Annotated in this window: 20 protein-coding genes; 12 read left to right on the top strand and 8 right to left on the bottom strand. The window is 71.8% G+C overall.

What is annotated here, in order from left to right:
• The first annotated feature begins 77 nt into the window (after positions 1–77).
• The 3 genes from ABD714_RS06975 (at position 78) to ABD714_RS06965 (ending at position 2,133) form a co-directional block, all read left to right on the top strand.
• Complete coding sequence (locus ABD714_RS06975) at positions 78–686, top strand: PadR family transcriptional regulator (RefSeq protein ID WP_344811578.1); 609 nt, start codon at positions 78–80, stop codon at positions 684–686.
• Positions 683–1,174, top strand: a complete 492-nt coding sequence (locus ABD714_RS06970) for a DUF1707 SHOCT-like domain-containing protein (RefSeq protein WP_344811577.1) — start codon at positions 683–685, stop codon at positions 1,172–1,174. The genes ABD714_RS06975 and ABD714_RS06970 overlap by 4 nt, the downstream gene beginning before the upstream one ends.
• Positions 1,175–1,242: 68 nt before the next feature.
• Positions 1,243–2,133 (top strand): Rieske (2Fe-2S) protein, encoded by an 891-nt coding sequence (locus ABD714_RS06965; RefSeq protein ID WP_344811576.1) that lies wholly within the window; start codon positions 1,243–1,245, stop codon positions 2,131–2,133.
• Between the two features lie 26 nt (positions 2,134–2,159).
• On the opposite strand, the gene ABD714_RS06960 is transcribed toward ABD714_RS06965, so the two are convergent.
• The gene (locus ABD714_RS06960) at positions 2,160–3,398 is read right to left on the bottom strand and encodes an HRDC domain-containing protein (RefSeq protein ID WP_344811575.1); all 1,239 of its coding nucleotides are present in this window, start codon (positions 3,396–3,398) and stop codon (positions 2,160–2,162) included.
• Between the two features lie 26 nt (positions 3,399–3,424).
• Positions 3,425–4,045: a DUF3000 domain-containing protein gene (locus tag ABD714_RS06955; RefSeq protein WP_344811574.1), complete on the bottom strand. Its 621-nt coding sequence runs from the start codon at positions 4,043–4,045 to the stop codon at positions 3,425–3,427.
• Between the two features lie 85 nt (positions 4,046–4,130).
• On the opposite strand from ABD714_RS06955, the gene hemE reads away from it, so the two are divergent.
• From hemE to hemQ, 3 genes are read left to right on the top strand one after another with little or no spacing between them, the layout of a single operon-like run.
• Positions 4,131–5,201 carry a uroporphyrinogen decarboxylase gene (hemE, locus tag ABD714_RS06950; protein WP_344811573.1) on the top strand — a complete coding sequence of 357 codons (1,071 nt, stop codon included), beginning with the start codon at positions 4,131–4,133 and terminating at the stop codon, positions 5,199–5,201.
• A complete protein-coding gene (hemG, locus tag ABD714_RS06945) occupies positions 5,198–6,616 on the top strand; it encodes a protoporphyrinogen oxidase (protein ID WP_344811572.1) in 1,419 nt (472 codons plus the stop codon). Before hemE ends, hemG begins: the two co-directional genes overlap by 4 nt.
• A complete protein-coding gene (gene hemQ / locus ABD714_RS06940) occupies positions 6,613–7,299 on the top strand; it encodes a hydrogen peroxide-dependent heme synthase (RefSeq protein WP_344811571.1) in 687 nt (228 codons plus the stop codon). Before hemG ends, hemQ begins: the two co-directional genes overlap by 4 nt.
• A gap of 1 nt (position 7,300) precedes the next feature.
• On the opposite strand, the gene ABD714_RS06935 is transcribed toward hemQ, so the two are convergent.
• Genes ABD714_RS06935 through ABD714_RS06920 form a run of 4 tightly spaced genes read right to left on the bottom strand, consistent with a single transcriptional unit; the run spans position 7,301 to position 10,677 of the window.
• A complete protein-coding gene (locus ABD714_RS06935; RefSeq protein ID WP_344811570.1) occupies positions 7,301–8,089 on the bottom strand; it encodes a GNAT family N-acetyltransferase in 789 nt (262 codons plus the stop codon).
• A 24-nt stretch (positions 8,090–8,113) separates the two neighbouring features.
• Positions 8,114–8,503, bottom strand: coding sequence for a tautomerase family protein (locus ABD714_RS06930; protein WP_344811569.1), 390 nt, complete (start codon positions 8,501–8,503; stop codon positions 8,114–8,116).
• A 16-nt stretch (positions 8,504–8,519) separates the two neighbouring features.
• Positions 8,520–8,996: a hemerythrin domain-containing protein gene (locus ABD714_RS06925; RefSeq protein WP_344811568.1), complete on the bottom strand. Its 477-nt coding sequence runs from the start codon at positions 8,994–8,996 to the stop codon at positions 8,520–8,522.
• Positions 8,997–9,009: 13 nt separating this feature from the next.
• The gene (locus ABD714_RS06920) at positions 9,010–10,677 is read right to left on the bottom strand and encodes an HNH endonuclease (RefSeq protein ID WP_344811567.1); all 1,668 of its coding nucleotides are present in this window, start codon (positions 10,675–10,677) and stop codon (positions 9,010–9,012) included.
• A gap of 127 nt (positions 10,678–10,804) precedes the next feature.
• On the opposite strand from ABD714_RS06920, the gene ABD714_RS06915 reads away from it, so the two are divergent.
• The gene (locus ABD714_RS06915) at positions 10,805–11,752 is read left to right on the top strand and encodes a phosphotransferase (protein WP_344811566.1); all 948 of its coding nucleotides are present in this window, start codon (positions 10,805–10,807) and stop codon (positions 11,750–11,752) included.
• Entirely contained in the window at positions 11,749–12,276 is a 528-nt protein-coding gene (locus ABD714_RS06910; protein ID WP_344811565.1) for a GNAT family N-acetyltransferase, read from the top strand. Before ABD714_RS06915 ends, ABD714_RS06910 begins: the two co-directional genes overlap by 4 nt.
• Before the next feature lie 19 nt (positions 12,277–12,295).
• Here ABD714_RS06910 and msrB read toward each other — a convergent pair whose 3' ends face one another.
• Positions 12,296–12,739, bottom strand: a complete 444-nt coding sequence (msrB, locus tag ABD714_RS06905) for a peptide-methionine (R)-S-oxide reductase MsrB (protein ID WP_344811564.1) — start codon at positions 12,737–12,739, stop codon at positions 12,296–12,298.
• Between the two features lie 74 nt (positions 12,740–12,813).
• Here msrB and ABD714_RS06900 point away from each other — a divergent pair, with 74 nt between their 5' ends.
• Positions 12,814–13,896 (top strand): DNA polymerase domain-containing protein, encoded by a 1,083-nt coding sequence (locus ABD714_RS06900; RefSeq protein ID WP_344811563.1) that lies wholly within the window; start codon positions 12,814–12,816, stop codon positions 13,894–13,896.
• A gap of 5 nt (positions 13,897–13,901) precedes the next feature.
• Here the strand turns inward: ABD714_RS06900 and ABD714_RS06895 are convergent, their stop codons facing one another.
• Complete coding sequence (locus ABD714_RS06895; protein WP_344811562.1) at positions 13,902–14,663, bottom strand: dihydrofolate reductase family protein; 762 nt, start codon at positions 14,661–14,663, stop codon at positions 13,902–13,904.
• A 59-nt stretch (positions 14,664–14,722) separates the two neighbouring features.
• Between ABD714_RS06895 and ABD714_RS06890 the strand changes: the two genes are divergently transcribed.
• The 3 genes from ABD714_RS06890 (at position 14,723) to fucP (ending at position 17,413) form a co-directional block, all read left to right on the top strand.
• Entirely contained in the window at positions 14,723–15,622 is a 900-nt protein-coding gene (locus ABD714_RS06890; protein ID WP_344811561.1) for a PPK2 family polyphosphate kinase, read from the top strand.
• Between the two features lie 11 nt (positions 15,623–15,633).
• Complete coding sequence (locus ABD714_RS06885; protein WP_344811560.1) at positions 15,634–15,942, top strand: putative quinol monooxygenase; 309 nt, start codon at positions 15,634–15,636, stop codon at positions 15,940–15,942.
• A 124-nt stretch (positions 15,943–16,066) separates the two neighbouring features.
• Positions 16,067–17,413 (top strand): L-fucose:H+ symporter permease, encoded by a 1,347-nt coding sequence (fucP, locus tag ABD714_RS06880; protein ID WP_344811559.1) that lies wholly within the window; start codon positions 16,067–16,069, stop codon positions 17,411–17,413.
• Positions 17,414–17,448 lie beyond the last annotated feature (35 nt).

The following is a 17,448-nucleotide window of genomic DNA, read 5'->3' as shown; positions in this document are numbered from 1 at the left end:
TCGACTGCGGGGACCGAGCTGGTCGGACCCAGGAGTGGAGCGAGTTCGAGCGCCGTCTTCGTGACAGGTGGGCGGAGATGACCGGCAAGACCCAGACCAGGCGGGGTCCAGGTCCCGCCTGGGGCGGCTTCGGTCCCGGCTTCGGCAGTCCCGGTTTCGGGGGGCCGGGCTTCGGTCACGGCGGTCCGCCGTGGGCCCGCGGCATGCGTGGTCCGAAGGCCCGGCGCGGTGACGTCCGGGCGGCGATCCTGTCGGTGCTGTCCGACGCCCCCCGCAACGGCTACCAGGTGATCCAGGAGATCGCCGAGCGCACCGGCGGCGCGTGGAAGCCCAGTCCCGGTTCGATCTACCCGACCCTGCAGCAGCTGGAGGACGAGGGGCTGGTCGTCCAGACCGAGGACGGCGGCCGCAAGGCGTACGCGCTGACCGACGAGGGCCGCAGCTACGTCACCGGCCATCCCGACGAGATGGCTGCGCCGTGGGCGGCGATGACCGACACCGACACCGACGGCGATCTGCGGCCGATGCTCGGCCAGGTCGCGGCCGCCATGTGGCAGGTGATGGCGGTCGGCAGCCCGGAGCAGCAGGCCGCGGCCAAGGACGCGGTCGTCGAGCTGCGCAAGACGCTCTACGGGCTCCTCGCCGAAGGGACGGAGTCGACCGACACCGACGGGGACCGGCGATGACAGGTCCGTTGCAGGTGTGGTGGGGGCCGCTACCCCCGCGACCCCTGGGCCCGACCGCGCCGACCGTCCCGGCGCAGGCCGAGACCCCGGTCCGGATCGGCGACGCCGAACGGGACCGAGCGGTGTCCGATCTCGGTGACCACTTCGCGGCCGGCCGGCTGAACCGGGAGGAGTTCGACGAACGCGCCGACCAGGCGATGCTGGCCCGGTTCACCACCGACCTGGCACCGTTGTTCGCCGACCTGCCCGCCGCACCGAGACCCGCCCCGGCCCCGCCCGTCGGAGCACGCCCCGGTGGCCCGCCGCCGTGGGCGTACGCGATGTGGCTGCTGCCGGTGATGCTGGTCGGCCTGCTCGTGGCCTCGGTCCTGCTGCACGCGCCGTTCCTGCTCTGGGGACTGATCTGGATGGTGGTGATCTTCCGGGCCACCGGGCACCGGCGTCGGCAGCGTCCTCAGGGATGGGGGCCTGACCGACTCCGGCGGTGAGGGCGCCGGGCACGGGAGGAGTCGTTTCGACGTGTGAGTCGGGTGCTGCGGGGTAGTCAGCTGCGGTGATGACGAACGCGCTGCACCGCTTCCTGGACACCACCGCCGACCGGATCGAGCGAGCCGACGCGCTCGACGGGGTGGCGGAGGCGGTGGCCGGGATCGCCGACACGGCCCTCAGTCCGAGCGGGCTGACCGATCTCCTCAGCGGTACGCCCATCGGGCACCCGCTCCACCCGCTGCTCGTCACCGTGCCCATCGGCGCGTGGACGTCGTCGTTGCTGCTGGACGTGCTGGGTCGCGACGACGCCGCCGACATCCTGATCGCCCTCGGCGTGGTGAGTGCGGTGCCGACCGCGGCTGCCGGCCTCAGCGACTGGCGTCACACCACCGGTGCCGAGCGTCGGGTGGGTCTGGTCCACGCGCTCGCCAACGGGGTGGCGCTGACCGCGTACACGGCGAGCTGGGTGGCGCGCCGCACCGGTCACCGGACGACCGGCGTCGTGCTGTCACTGGCCGGGGCCACCGCCGTCGGCGTCGGCGGGTGGCTCGGTGGCCACCTCTCGTACGCCCTCGGTGTCGGCGTGGACACCACCGCCTTCCAGCACATCGCCACCGACTGGACCGATGTGTGCGCCGAGCAGGACGTCGCCGCCGGGGAGCTGACGGGGGCCGAGCTCGACGGCGTGCCGGTCCTGGTCACCCGCCGCGAGGGTTCCGTCGTCGTCCTGGCTGACCGCTGCACCCACCGCGGCGCGCCGCTGCACGAGGGCACGCTGGCCGACGGCTGCGTCGTCTGCCCCTGGCACGACAGCGTCTTCGCCCTCGACGGTGCTGTGGTGAGGGGCCCGGCGACCCGGCCGCAGACCGCCTACGAGGTGCGCCTCCAGGGCGGTCGGGTCCTCGCCCGCCACGCCGACCAGCCGAGGTCGCTGCGCAGCAACCCCGTCGGGATCTGACCCCCGGGGTCGGCCGCCGCGTCGGCTCAGTCGTCGATCAGGGCCGCGGTGAGCCCGGGCACCGTGAGCCGCCGCTGCCACGGGCGGGCGCCCAGCTCGGCCAGAGCCGCGTCCACGGCGTCGGCGGTCAGCGGGTCGGGCGGGGACCAGGCCAGCCGGCGGACGTAGTCCGGGGTCAGCAGGTTCTCGGCCGGAAGCCGGTGCTCGGTGGCGAGGTCGGTCAGCACCTCCCGGACCCGGGTCAGCCGCTTGGCCGCGAGCGGGTCCTTGGCCGCCCACAGGCGCGGCTGAGGTGGTCCGGGGCTGGGGATGTGCATGGGTGGCAGCGCCGCGTCGCCGAGGGTGGCCACCCGTTCCAAACCGGCCAGCCAGTCGGGCAGGTAGCGGCGGGCCTGGCGCCGCTGGAAGCCGGCGATCCGGTAGATCGCCGTACGATCCGGTCGGTCGATCGCGGCCAGCTCGGCGATGGCGACGTCGGGCAGGATCTTCGACGGTGCCCGGTCGCTGTCCCGGGCGATCTCGTCGCGGACGTGCCAGAGCTCGGCCACGTACGCCAGCCCGCGGCGGGTCCGCACCCGGTGGATGCCGGAGGTGCGCCGCCACGGGTCGGTCCGGGGCTCGGCGACGGTGCTCGCGCCCGCGGCGAGGGCGGCGAACTCCTCGGCGGCCCACTCGTCCTTGCCCGCGGCGACGAGCTGGTCGGCCAGGATGTCGCGCAGCTCGATCAGCAGCTCCACGTCCAGGGCCGCGTAGGTCAGCCACTCGGCGGGCAGCGGTCGGGTCGACCAGTCAGCGGCCGAGTGCTCCTTGAGCAGCCGCACCCCGAGGAGCTCCTCGAGCATGGTGCCGAGCGCGACCCGCGGGTAGTCGAGGAGCCGGGCGGCCAGCTCGGTGTCGAACAGCCGGGTCGGGGTCATGCCGACCTCGTGCAGACACGGAAGGTCCTGGCTGGCCGCGTGGATGATCCACTCCGTGTCGGCCAGCGTCTCGCCCAGTCGAGCCAGCGCGGGAGTGCCGTCGAAGGCGGTCGGGTCGATCAGGTGCGTGCCCGCACCGGCGCGACGGAGCTGCAGCAGGTAGGCGCGCTGGGTGTAGCGGAAGCCGTGGGCCCGTTCGGCGTCGACCGCCAGGGACCCGGAGCCGGCCGCCAGAGCGGCGATGGCCTCGTCGAGCCGCTCGGAGGTGCAGATCACCTCCGGAGTGCCGTCGGCGGGGGCCACCAGCAGGGGAGCCTCAGGTGCGGCCTCCGCGGCGAGGTCGGTCACGACCTCCGTGGCTGCTGAGTTGTCGGTCACCGTCTCCGTGGGCTTCGATGAGGGCTCTTGTGCGCGTGTCGTCGGGCGGGGATGGCGACCACCCCGGCCGGCAGCGGGGGCAGACCCGCCGTCGTACACAGTAGTTCACCCCAGGCCTGCACGTGGGCGGCCAGCCCGACGCCGTCGGTAAGCACCGGGGTCCAGGACGCCCGCACCTCCACCTCGGCACTCGGCTCCTCGTCGGCCATGCCGCCGAAGGACTCGCTGGACACCGAGGTGACGGTGCCGCTGGGGGCCACGTAGTCCGCCCCGTGGGCGGCGAGCGCGTCCAGCAACCACGACCAGCCCACCTGGGCCAGCAGGGGATCGCTGACCATCTCGGGATCGACCTCGGCTCGGGCGAAGGTCACGCAGCGGAAGGTGCCCTGCCAGGCGGCGTTGCCGGCCGGGTCGTGCAGCAGGACGAGCCGGCCCGCGCCGACGTCCTCGCCCCCCACCAGCACGTCCGCGCTGACCGCGGCCGCGAACGGGGCGATCTTCTGGGGAGCCGGTATCTCCTCGACCAACAGCTCGGGTCGCCACGCCGCGTGGAGCAGGTCGTGGGCGGCCCGCTGGAAGGGGGTCGGGGCCGGGGCCACGTCGGAGTTGGCTGGCACCCGTCGAGCGTAAGCGGCGGCACCGACATCGCCCGGCTGCGACGCGCCGGGAGGCCCGTCGGCTCGCGCGTGGAAGGATCGTGGGGTGTCAGTCCCCGTGCCGAGTCCCGACCTCAGTCCGTTCCTGGCGGCCTGCGCCCGACGCCAGCTCGACGACCGGGTGCCGGTCTGGTTCATGCGGCAGGCGGGCCGGTCGCTGCCGGAGTACAAGCGGGTCCGGGTCGGGATCTCGATGCTGGACAGCTGCGCGCGGCCCGATCTGGTCACCGAGATCACCCTGCAGCCGGTGCGCCGGTACGGCGTGGACGCCGCCATCTTCTACTCCGACATCATGGTGCCGCTGAAGGCCGCCGGGGTCGACCTGGACATCGTGCCCGGGACCGGTCCGGTGATCGCGGAGCCGATCCGGACGGCGTCGGACCTGGACCGGGTCCGGCCGCTGAGCGCGGACCAGATCCCGTACGTGACCGAGGCGGTTCGCCGGTTGGTGGCCGAGCTGGGTGAGACCCCGCTGATCGGCTTCGCCGGCGCCCCCTTCACCTTGGCCAGCTACCTGGTCGAGGGCGGTCCCAGCAAGGACTACGCGCGGACCAAGGCGCTGATGGTGTCGAGGCCGGACGTCTGGCACGACCTCTGCGGGCGGCTGGCCCAGATCTCGGCCACCTTCCTGGTCGCCCAGGTCGAGGCCGGCGCGGGCGCGGTGCAGCTCTTCGACTCCTGGGTCGGCAGCCTGAGCGCAGCCGACTACGCGACCTTCGTCCAGCCGCACTCGGCCAGCGTGCTGGAGGCGGTGGGACGGCTCGGGGTGCCACGGATCCACTTCGGGGTGGGCACCGGCGAGCTGCTGCGTCCGATGGCCGCGGCCGGGGCCGATGTGGTCGGCGTCGACTGGCGCATCCCGCTGGACGAAGCGGACCGGCGGCTCGGTCACCGGTACGCGCTCCAGGGCAATCTCGACCCGGCCCTGCTCGGCGCGCCCTGGCCGGTGGTGGCCGAACGCACACGGGCGGTGATCGCCGCCGGCGCGGCCGCCCCCGGTCACGTGTTCAACCTCGGTCACGGGGTGCCCCCGGACACCGACCCGGCCGTGCTGCAGCGGGTCGTGGACCTGGTCCACGAGGAGGGCAGCGACATCCGGCGGGCGGCCCGGGTGTGATCGACGTCGTCGTGGTCGGCGGCGGGATCTCGGGTCTCGCCGCAGCCCGTCGGCTGTCCCGGCACGGGTTGTCGGTGCTGGTGCTGGAGGGCTCGTCCCGGGTCGGCGGCAAGATCGCCGCCGTCCGGCTCGGTGACCTGACCGTCGACGGTGGGGCGGAGTCGGTGCTGGTCCGCCGGCCCGAGGCCACCACCCTGATCGCCGCCCTGGGCCTCGACCAGCGGTTGGTGCACCCCACCGACGCCAAGGCCCAGGTGTACGTCGACGGAGCCGCCGTGGAGCTGCCGCCCTCGGTGCTCGGGGTGCCGGCCGATCTCGATGCGCTGGCCGGTCTGCTCACCCCGGCCGGGCTGGCCCGGGCCCGACAGGAACCGTCCCTGCCCGCCCCACCGCTGCCCGACGACGTGCCGATCGGGGTCCTGCTGGACGAGCGGTTCGGACCCGAGGTGACCGACCGGCTGCTGGAGCCGCTGCTGGGTGGGGTCTACGCGGGCCAGGCGCGTCGGCTGTCGTTCGCCGCCGTCAGTGCGGCCCTGTTCGCGCGAGTCCGGGCGGGCGGGGCTCTCAGCCTCCACGCCGCGCAGACCCGGCGGCCCGGCGACGGCCCGGTGTTCGGCGGCCTGGACGGCGGCATCGCCGGTCTGGTCGACGCCCTGGCCGCGGCGCTGGCCGCCCACGGTGTCGAGGTCCGCACCGGCACGGTCGTCCGGGAGCTGGCGGCCGTGGCCGGGGGGTACCGGTTGACCGTGGGCTCGGCCCGGGACCCCCAGCGGCTCGACACGCGCGCCGTGGTGCTGGCCACACCGGCCACCGCCACCGGCCGGCTGCTCGGCGGCCTCGACGGACCGACCGCCTCGGCAGCCCGGCTCGCCGCGATCCCGTACGCGTCGATGGCCGTGGTCGCTCTGGCGGTCCGCGGGGTGGAGCCGGTGGGCTCGGGACTGCTGGTGCCGCCCGGTCAGCTGCCGACGGTGAAGGCGGTGACGCACTCCTCGACCAAGTGGGGCTGGCTGCGCCAACGGACTTCCGCGACCTGGGGTGGTGACGTGCACGCCCTGCGGGCCAGCGTGGGTCGCCTGGGGGAGGAACGCCTGCTGCAGATCGACGACCCGGGACTGGTCGACCGCACCGTGGCCGAGCTGCGGGGGCTGCCGGGCTGGTCGGGTGTCGAGCTGGTGGCGAGCGCGGTGCAGCGGTGGGGCGGCGGGCTGCCCCAGTACGAGGTGGGCCACCTCGATCTGGTGGCCCGGCTGCGCGCCGAGCTGGCCGGTCGACCCGGCCTGGCGGTGTGCGGCGCGGCGTACGACGGGGTGGGGATCGCCGCCTGCCTGGGGTCGGCGGAGGTGGCCGTGAACAAGATCACCAGCGACCTGGGGTCCGCCGGTGAGCGGGCGGTGGTAGGAGTGAAGGCATGAGAGCGCGGGAGATCAACGACACGATCCGCTACACGATGTGGTCGGTGTTCCAGCGGACCGGTCCGCTCGCCGGGCAGGAGGCGCCGGAGGAGATCGCCCGGGGCGCCCTGGCCGAGATCGCCGCCGCCACGGCCGGCGAGGACCTGGAGATCCGCGGCTGGTACGACGTCGCGGGTCTGCGTGCTGACGCCGACCTGATGGTGTGGTGGCACGCGCCGACCTCGGAGATCCTGCAGGACGCCTACCTGGCCCTGCGCCGGTCGGTGCTGGGTCAGTCGCTGACCCCGGTCTGGTCGCAGCTCGGTCTGCACCGGCCCGCCGAGTTCAACAAGGGCCACGTGCCCGCCTTCATGGCCGGGGAGGAGGCGCAGGGGCACCTGTGCGTCTACCCGTTCGTGCGCTCATACGAGTGGTACCTGCTGCCGGACGAGGAGCGGCGCGCCATGCTCGCCGAGCACGGCATGATGGCCCGGCCCTATCCGGATGTGCGGGCCAACACGGTGTCGTCGTTCGCGCTGGGGGACTACGAGTGGCTGCTGGCCTTCGAGGCCGACGAGCTGCACCGGATCGTGGACCTGATGCGCGCGCTGCGGGCCGCGGCCGCCCGGCGCCACACCCGGGAGGAGCTGCCGTTCTACACCGGCCGTCGCCGCGAGCTGACGGAGATCCTCGGCTCCTGGTGACTCAGCGCCGCCACTCGTACGGGGTGGTGGTGGAGACCTTGATCAGCCCGGACCGCTCCAAGATCGGCCGGGAGAACTCCGTCGAGTCGCTGTGCAGCAGCGTCTTCCCCCGGGTGAGAGCCGAGCGGGCACGAGCCGCGGTCAGCGCGCGGTAGACGCCTCGCCGGCGCCACTGCGGAAGGGTCGCGCCGCCCCACAGACCGGCGAACTCCGTGTCGGCGACCGGCTCCAGGCGTCCCGCGCTGACGATCACGCCGTCGGTCTCGGCGACCCACAGCTCCATCCCGTCGTCCAGGTCGAGCCGACGCAGCAGCGCCTGAGCCGTCGCCTCGGCGTCGTTGTCACCGAAGACCAGGCTGTCCATCTCGCACATCGCCCGCACGTCGGGCTCGCTGGTGACCCGGCGCAGTGCGACCCCGGCGGGCAGCGGCCGGTCGGCGGCCAGCGGCGCCGCCTCGCCGATCATGATCGACTCCGGCTCGTCCGGCACGAAACCCTGCTCCAGCAGGGACTCGTGCAGCCCGGGGGCGACGTCGTGACCACGGGTCTTCCACTCCACCCGGGTGATCTCGGGCTGGTCGCGGAAGTGCGCGAGCGCCGCGCCGACCCAACCGCGGAGGGTCGCGGCGTCGGCACCGGCCAGGTCGGCGTACGTGATGAAGCCGCGTCCGCCCGCGAACGTGACCAGCCGCAGTGGCCCGAGGCGTTCGACGTGGAGGGCGCTCGGCGTCTCGGCGTCGGTGCGGAGCTGGCTGTCGTAGGCGGCCAGGAGCTGCTGGGCGGAAGGCATCCGCTCACCCTGCCGGACGGGCGCTCAGACGTCGACCCGGTATCCCAGGCTGAGGTCGGCGGCGTTCTGCCCGCGGATGCCCCAGTTGACCTGCGGGGTCTCGGTGAGGGTGATCTCCACGCTGTGGGGGGCGATACCGACGTCGCGGTGCAGGTGGTCGAAGAGCTCGGCGATCAGCCGGCGGCGTGCTTCCTCGCTGCGGCCGGCGAAGAGGCTGATCTCGATGATCGTGTAGTCCTCGCCCCGGTCGGCCGGGTACACGAAGTCGTCGGCCGGCAGCCCGATGAACCGATGGAAACGCTTCTCCGCCGGATAGTCGAGGGCGGTCATGACAGCTGCGTGGATCGCGTCGGACAGCGCCTGCCGGTGGGCGTCCAGGTGCTCTCGCCGACCCCACACCACGACCTGCGCCATGGTCGGCGAGCCTAGCTCAGAGCGGTCCGAGCACGTCCGGCACAGCCGCGTCGAGGTCGAGCTCGGCGAGGATGCCGGACAGCTGCCGCTCCTCGTACCGGAAGTGCGACTCCATGATCGCCGCGATGCCTTCCAGGTGACGGCCGAGGTCGTCCGGCGGTGCCTCCGAGTCGATGGCCCGCCGGAGACCCGAGAGCAGGTGGGCGATCATCGAGTGGTCCTGCTGCAGGTAGGCGATCGTCTCGGCCAGCTCGGGATGACGGTCGGCGATCTCGGGGAACAGTCGGGCGTCCTCGCCGCGGTGGTGACCGCCGAGTGCGGTGCAGAAGCCCAGACAGTAGAGCAGCAGGTCACGCGTCGCCGTGGTCGGGTCGCTCGAGGTCGGGGCGGTCACCGCGTCCTGGGCGACGGCGAGCGCGGCCCGGAGGCGCCCGTGGGCTGCCATCAGCTCTCGGTGCCAGGCGATCAGCCGGCGGGCGTCTCCAGGGGGCATCAGGCCGCCGATGCTACGCCAGCGCAACCTCGGTCGTCCGGGCTGCCGAGCGCCACAGGCGGTGCGTGAACGGGCTGCTGCCCAGCACGAGACTGCCTTGGTTCGTGGTGACGGCGACCTGCCCTTCGGGCGACCGCCAGACGTACAGTCCTGGGTCCGGTTGTTTCGTACGCCACCCGCCGACGGTCTTGGCGCGATGCTCGGATCTGGTGAGGGGCCCGAGGTTGGCCATGCTGGTCTGATCTGGTGGCCCGCCGGGGTCGTAGGGAACTGTGTGGTCGAGGTCGACCCGGCTGGTGGTCGGGCTGAACGGGAACACCGACGCCGGGTTGGTGATCGACTGGCTGCGTCGCAGGGCGATGGGGATCTCGTAGTTGTCGACCGCGGCGGTGGCGGCCGGATCGTAGACGGGACGCACCACGACCTTCGGGCAGGCGTCTCCGAGGAAGTGACGGAACTGTCCGACGGTTATCGGCCCGTGCGATGTGCGAACCACCCCGCGCCCGTCGCGGACGGTCTGGTCGCTGACGTGGACGTGGAGGTGAACGGTCGGACGGGACCTGGCCAGGTCGATGTTCCGGGGTCGGAGGTCGAGACCGGACCGGGCGGGCGGCGTGGGGGGATCTGCCGGGGGCGGCGGATCCGCGGCAGCGGAGGTCGCCGTACGGCGCGCCGTGCTCACGTCGGTGTTCTGGAGGTACCAGTCGAGATCGGCGGCGTCGACCGTGTCCTCATCGGGCTCGCCCTCGGCGGCCTCCGCCAGCGGTGCGTGCCACTCGTCGTCGAGTCCGGGCTGGTGGAAGTTGCCGTGCCGAGCGGTCTCCCAGCCGGCGGTGGGGAGATCATCCGCCCACGGATCGGTCGGGTCGTCGTGGTGTGCGTCGACCTGCTCCCACGGATCCTTCGTCGGATCCTCACGGTGACGGCCGCGGGAAAGGAGGTCCTGGGCCCGGTCGGGATAGGCGGCGATCCCGATCGCCTTGCTCTTGCGCACCGGGTAGGGGTCTTCATCCCCCTCGTCGGCCAGGGCTTCGGCGATGGCGTCGACGAGGGCCAGGAACAGGGTGACGTCACCGGAGGTGCCGCGGGCGACGAGAGTGCGGAGCCCGTCGCTGGACTGGGTGGCCCGGACGTCCCTTTGGGCGGCGGCTTTCGCTTCCCGTTCGCCGTAGGTGGTCGGGTCGACCTGGAGCAGCGTGGCGTCGAGGATCTTCACGAACCGGGTCCAGGCGACCAGCTCGATCTGGTCGTGCAGGAGCTTGTCGACGATGCGGGCGGTGAGCACGTTCAGGTGGGCCGTGGCCCGGGCGATCTCCCGCACCTTCCACGCGTACACCTCACCGGCCAGCACCCGCTCCCACAGCCGGGGCAGCCGGTGCCGCACGTTCAGGGCGTCGCCGATCCACCCCTTCGCGGACTGCACCGAGGTGCGGAACGCCAGAGCCAACCCGGCGCTACAGGTCTCGGCGACGGGCGGGCAACCGACTGGTCCGAACGGCAGCAGACGTTCCACCAGCATGCCGCCGTCAGGGTGCTCGACCTCGGAGTGCGCGTCGGCCCAGGCGGCGGCCACCTGGAGCTTGCGGCAGCCGAGCAGCCGCACCTCAGACTCGGTGTCGCTCGCCAGATCGGCGAGGGCGCGCGCATTCCCGAGCGCCCCCTCCAGCCGACTGTCGAACATGTGTTCTATTTAGCAGCCGAGAGTCTCTCCGTCCAGAGATCGAACCACCGATGGTCGTCACCCAGACCTGGCGTCCCTCCCCAGAAAACAGCCGGTCTCCCTAGCGTCGGTCGTGTCACGATGAGGTGTGCCCGCACCACCCGCCACCGGACAGCGGATCGGCTGGACCGACCTGCCCGCCCACGTCCAGCGCGGGATCGAGGCCGTTCTCGGTGACCGGGTGGTCGTCGCCGAGAGCCAGGCGGGCGGCTTCTCGCCGGGCACCGCCGACCGGATCCGCACCGAGTCGGGCCGGACCGCCTTCGTCAAGGCCGTCAGCCCCGAGCAGAACCCGGACTCACCCGATCTGCTCCGGCGCGAGGCCGACCACCTCGCTACTCTCTCGGCGGCGAGTCCGCGGGTGCCGCGGCCCCTCGGACGGTACGACGACGGGCACTGGATCGCCCTTGCCATGGAGGAGGTCGACGGACGCTGTCCGCCCGTGCCGTGGTCCGGCGAGCACGTCGACGCGGCCATGACCACTCTCGACGCGCTGGCCGACGATCTCACCCCGAGCCCCGTCCCCGGCCTCGCCCCCGCCGGCGAGGCTCTCGAGTCGCTGTTCGCGGGTTGGTCACGGCTTCGCGACCAGCCGCACCCGGGACTCGATCCCTGGGTTGCGTCTCACCTGGACGAGCTGATCGTCCGGTCAGAGGACGCGCGGGACAGCCTCGACGGCACCACCGTCGTGCACCTCGACCTCCGGGCCGACAACCTCCTGGTCCGTGCCGACGGCTCCGTGGTCGTCGTCGACTGGCCGTGGGCCGTGGTCGGGCCGGACTGGCTCGACCGCCTCCTGCTGATGATCAACATCGACCTCTACGGCGGGCACGATCCCGACGACCTGGTCGCTCGCTACCTGCCCGAGGTGGACCCGACGCTGGTCACGAACTGCCTGGCCGGGATGTGTGCGTTCTTCACCGACGCGGGCCGGTTGCCGAGTGCGCCGGGCCTGCCGACCCTGCGGGCCTTCCAACAGGCCCAGGCCGACTCGACCACGGCGTGGCTGCGGCGGCGCCTCCAGGCGCGAGCGTGACCGCGCCGTCCGTCGGGGTCCGGGTGGTGTCGGTCGACGACGTGCCCGAGCTGACGGCGCTGGTCGCGCAGAACCTGGAGTTCCTGGCCCCCTGGGACCCGCTCCGGGCGCGGGACTACGCCACCGAGGCCGCTCAGCACCGTCTCGTCGTGGAGTCGCTCGAGCGCCATGTGGCTGATCTCATCGTGCCCCTGGTGATCACCGAGGACGGCCGGATCGTCGGTCGCATCACCGTCAACAACATCGTGCGCGGTCCGTTCCAGTCCGCTCACCTGGGCTACTGGGTGAGTGAGGACCACAACGGCCGGGGAGTCGCCACCGCGGCCGTGGCGGTCACCGTCGACCTGGCGTTCCACACGTACGGCCTGCACCGGTTGCAGGCCGCCACGCTCGTGCACAACCTCGGCTCGCAGCGTGTGCTGCAGCGCAACGGCTTCACCCTGATCGGGCCGGCACCGCGCTATCTGCAGATCGCCGGCCGCTGGCAGGACCACCTGCTGTTCCAGCACGTGGCCCCGTCGTAGCGCCGACTCGACCGGTGGGTCAGGCCTTCTCCTCCAGCGTCAACGACACCGAGTTGATGCAGTAGCGCTGGTCGGTCGGGGTGTCGTACCCCTCACCCGAGAAGACGTGCCCCAGGTGGCTGTCGCAGGTGCCGCAGCGGACCTCGACCCGCTTCATGAAGAGGCTGCCGTCCTCGATGTAGCGCACCCGGTCCTCGGCCAGCGGGGCGAAGAACGAGGGCCAGCCGCAGTGCGAGGAGAACTTCTGGTCGCTGCGGAACAGCTCGGCGTTGCAGGCCCGACAGCGGTACACGCCCTCGGTCGTGGTGTCGGTGTACTCACCGGTGAAGGCGCGCTCGGTGCCGGCCTCGCGGAGCACCTTGTATTCGAACGGGGACAGCTGCGCCCGCCACTCGGCCTCGGACTTGACGACCTTGCCGACGGTGGCGGCCGGGTTGGGGGTCGCGTGATTCGTGTCTGTCATGGTTCCTCCTTGGATGGCGTCCACTCAACACCCCTCGACCAAGCCCTGTTCCCGGGTGCGGCACGCTGGGGCCCATGGCGAAGACTCCGGCAGCGACGGTGGCGGTCGGCGACCGCGAGGTGCGGGTCAGCAGCCCGGACCGGGTGATCTACGAGGCCACGGACCGGACGCCCGACATCACCAAGCTGGACGTCTGTCGCTACGTCGCCTCGGTCGGCGAGCCGCTGATGCGGGCGCTGGGCGAGCGACCCACCGCCATGGAGCGCTGGCCCGACGGCTGGCGCGAGGGGATGCGGCTGGCCACCGGACCGCAGGACCGGGAGGGCGACGGTTTCTACCAGAAGAGGCTGCCCAAGGGGGCACCCGACTTCGTCGAGACCGTCGAGATCACCTTCCCCAGCGGTCGGCGAGCCGCCGAGCTGTGTCCGACCGAACCGGCGGCGCTGGTCTGGGCGGCGCAGATGGGAGCTCTGACGTTCCACCCGTGGCCCGTGCGCCGGCCCGACGTCGACCATCCCGACGAGCTGCGGCTGGACCTGGACCCGCAGCCCGGCACCTCGTTCGCCGACGCCCGGCGGGTGGCCGACGTGGCCCGCGAGCTGCTCGAAGAGCTCGGCCTGCGCGGCTACCCGAAGACCAGCGGGAACCGCGGCGTCCACATCTACGTCCGGATCGAGCCCACGCACACCTTCGAGGACGTCCGGCACGCGGCGATCGGTTTCGGTCGCGAGCTCGAACGCCGGGACGCTGGCGTGACCACCGCCTGGTGGAAGGAGGAGCGCGGCCAGCGCATCTTCATCGACTACAACCAGAACAACCGTGATCGGACCATCGCCAGCGCCTGGAGCCTGCGCGCGCGTCCCGGGGCACCGGTGAGCACGCCACTCAGCTGGGCCGGGCTGGCCGACGTGACCGACCCGGCCGAGCTCAACCTGACCACCGTCGCCGACCACCTGGCCGACGGCGACCCGTGGGCGGACATGGACGACCGGGCCTACGCCCTGGCCCCGTTGCTGCAGCTGTGGGAGACGCTCCCGGGAGGTGAGCTGAACTTCCCGCCCGACTACCCCAAGATGCCGGGGGAGCCGCCGCGGGTGCAGCCGAGCAAGAAGGTCGCCGAGCACTGGGACGCGGACGGCAACCGGATCGAGCCTTAGCGGCCCTACCCCCGACGCCGGTGGCTCGTGAACAGCGTCTGGTCGTCACCCAGCAGCACGAAAGACAGATCGAAGTCGGCCCGTGCGTCCAGCGCCGCGCCCGACGTCGACCGGCGTCCGACACCGCCGACGGCGCTGGGCGCCAGGGTCAGCGACAGCTGGTCCAGCAGCCCGTGGGCGATCAGGTCACGATGCAGGCTCGGTCCGCCCTCGCACAGCACCCGGGTCAGTCCTGCGGCAGCCAGCCGATCGAGCATCCAGCTCAGCGCGATCTCCGGTCCGGGGGAGCGCAGCACCTCGGCACCGTGGTCGTGGAAGGGCCTGATGGCGCCGTCGTCGTGCGCGGAGGTGGTCACCACGATCACCGGACCGTGCTCGACGTCCGGTGCGGCGAAGGCCGGGTCGAGCCGCAGCGAGCCGGTGATCACCACCAGGCTGGGGAAGGGGGGCAGTCCCTCCGCCGATCGGAGGGACCGCTGCCAGGGCTGCAGATCGACGGCCCGGTAACCCTCGTCCCGCACCGTGCCGGCCCCCACCAGCACCACGTCGGTGAGGGCGCGGTGCAGCGCGAAGACCTCGTGATCACTCTCGGTGTTGATCGAGCCCGAGCGACCGTCCAGACCCTGCACGGACCCGTCCAGCGTGGCGACGAAGTTGCTGCGCACGTGGGCGGTCCCGTTCCCACCGGGCCAGCGGTAGAGGGCGACGAGGTCGTCCCGGCTGAGGGGTCCCGCGGGTCGTCCGTCGACGTGCTGCAGCAGGCGCATCGCCTTATGGTGTCAGTCGACCGCTCCCGACGCGCCCGGGTCGGTGCGACAATGCCCGGATGGGCTCCAAGAAGAAGTCGAAAAAGAGCAGCGCCGACGCCGAGCTGCCGGTCCGGCAGCCGACGCTGACCGAGACCCTGCGCCTGCCACCCGGGCCGGTGGACGTCGGGGCTCTCGACAGTCGCGCCACCCCCGGCTTCCCGGGCGCGGACAAGGACGCCGCCCCGGCCCTGATGGACCAGATCGGGGTGGACCTCGCGGACCGGCAGGAGTGCTTGTTCGCCAACGGCCGGGCCGACGGCACCCGCCGCAACGTGCTGCTGATCTTGCAGGGCATGGACACCTCCGGCAAGGGCGGGATCATCCGCAAGGCGATCGGCCTGGTCGACCCCCAGGGCGTCAGGATCACCTCCTTCAAGGCTCCGACCGCCGAGGAGCGCGGCCACCCCTTCCTGTGGCGGATCACCAACGCCCTGCCGGGTCCGGGCATGATCGGGATCTTCGACCGCTCCCACTACGAGGACGTGCTCATCGCCCGCGTCGACGAGCTGGTCGGCCGGCAGACCTGGTCGCGGCGCTACAGCCAGATCAACGCCTGGGAGGCCAAGCAGGTGGCGGCCGGCACGGTGGTGATCAAGTGCTACCTGCACATCACCCCGGACGATCAGCGGGATCGGTTGCGGGAGCGGCTGGACGATCCGACCAAGCACTGGAAGTACAACCCGGGTGACCTCGACGTGCGCGCCAAGTGGCCGGATTACCAGGCCGCGTACGCCGCCGCGCTGGAGCGGTGCAACACTGACGCAGCCCCGTGGTTCGTGATCCCGGCCGGCCGCAAGTGGTACCGGAACTGGGCCGTGGCCGCGCTGGTCAACGAGCACCTCGGGGCCCTGGGGCTGACCTGGCCGCAGGCTGAGTTCGACGTAGAAGCCGAGAAGAAGCGCCTCGCGGCGCTCTGAGGAGGTTCGACATGCCCGACAAGACGACGCCGCTGTTCCTGGTGGTGACGATCTACCCCAAGATCGACAAGCTGGCCGAGGCGGAGGCGCAGCTGCACCGGATGCGGGCGGCCTCCCAGCAGGAGGAGGGCTGCGACTTCATGCACCTGGTGGAGGGCTCCGACGACGACACCTGGGTCATGATCGAGAAGTTCGCCTCGCGCGCCGCCTGGGACGTGCACATGGCGTCCGAGCACAACCAGCGTGGCAATCGTGAGCTCGAGCCGCTGCTGCGCCAGCCGTCCGACCTGAACCTGTTCCACGAGAAGCTCCCCGGCTGATTCCTCCGCCCAGCGCGCCAAGTGTGGCGCCACCCCCTGTTGGGGGCTAGGTTCGGTTCCGAGACCGGCTCGCAACTCGTCCGAACCGTTTCGACCTTCCTACCTGTTGCTCGAAGGAGCCGACATGACCTCCGATGTGAATCAGACCAAGACCGAGTTCGGGAGCGAGAACAACTCCCTCGTCTTCCCGAGCCTGAAGATCCCCTTCATCCTGCTGGTGACCTGCTTCGCCGCCTGGGGGTCGGCCGCGAACCTCTCCGAGGTGATGGTCGGAGTGTTCCGCAAGGTCTTCGACATGAACTACTTCCAGTCGGCGCTGGTCACCTTCGCCTACTACGGCGCCTACTTCCTGCTGGCCATCCCCGCGGCGTTCATCAACAAGCGGTACGGCTACAAGACTGGCGTCCTCACCGGCCTCGGCCTCGCGGCGATCGGTGGCTTCCTGTTCCTGCCGGCCAGCTGGACGCTGACCTACGGGGCCTTCCTGGCCGCCCTCTTCGTGCTGGCGGCCGGTCTGTCCATCCTGGAGACCTCGGCCAACCCGTTCGTGCTGGCCATGGGTCCGGAGGAGACCGGCACCCGGCGGCTCAACCTGGCCCAGTCGTTCAACCCCGTCGGCGCCAACCTCGGCGTGCTGATGGGTCTGGTGCTCATCCTGCCGAATCTGACCAAGGACGCCGATCGCGCCGGTCTCACCGGTGAAGCCCTGCGGGCCACCCAGGAGTACGACCTCGGGCTGGTGCTGCGGCCCTACCTGGGGATCGCCACCGTCCTGGTGATCATCTGGGTGCTGATCTTCTTCCGCAAGATGGAGACGCCGCTGGAGGTGCACGAGCACGAGGTCGGGGGCGCCCACCCGCACGCCGGCAAGGGCGTCTTCGGACGTCTGTTGAAGAACCGTCACTACAGCTTCGGCGTCGTGGCGCAGTTCTTCAACATCGCCGCGCAGGTGGCCACCTGGTCGTTCACGATCCTGTACGCCGAGCAGGTGATGGGCTACGACGCCACCACGGCCGGCTACTTCCTGCAGGCCAGCCTGATCCTGTTCCTGATCTCCCGCTTCGTCATGTTCTACCTGCTGGGCAAGTTCCGGCCGACCCGGCTGCTGCTGGTGATGGCGACCAGCGGTGTGGTGCTGGCCCTGATCGGTGTCGTGAGCCAGAACATCATCGGTCTGATCGCCATCGTCTGCATCTCGGCCTCGCTGTCGTTGATGTTCCCGACCATCTACGGAGTGGCCCTGCACGGTCTGGGCGACGACACCAAGTTCGGCGCGGCCGGTCTGGTCATGGCCATCCTCGGTGGCGCGCTGATCCCGCCGCTGCAGGGTGCGTTCGTGGACGCGACCGGCAGCCAGGCTCTGGGCTTCCTGATCGTGGCCTTCGGTCTCGCGGTCGTCGCGGCGTACGCGTTGTTCGACCTCAAGACCAACCGGGGCGCGAACGTGACGGTCGGCCCCGCCAGTCACTGAGCCGCCAGAACCCACGACCCCGGTCACCGCCTGCG

Origin of the sequence: Microlunatus aurantiacus (assembly GCF_039536605.1) — a bacterium.
GTDB classification, from domain to species: Bacteria; Actinomycetota; Actinomycetes; order Propionibacteriales; family Propionibacteriaceae; genus Microlunatus; species Microlunatus aurantiacus.
This window is presented reverse-complemented; position numbering and strand designations above follow the sequence as displayed.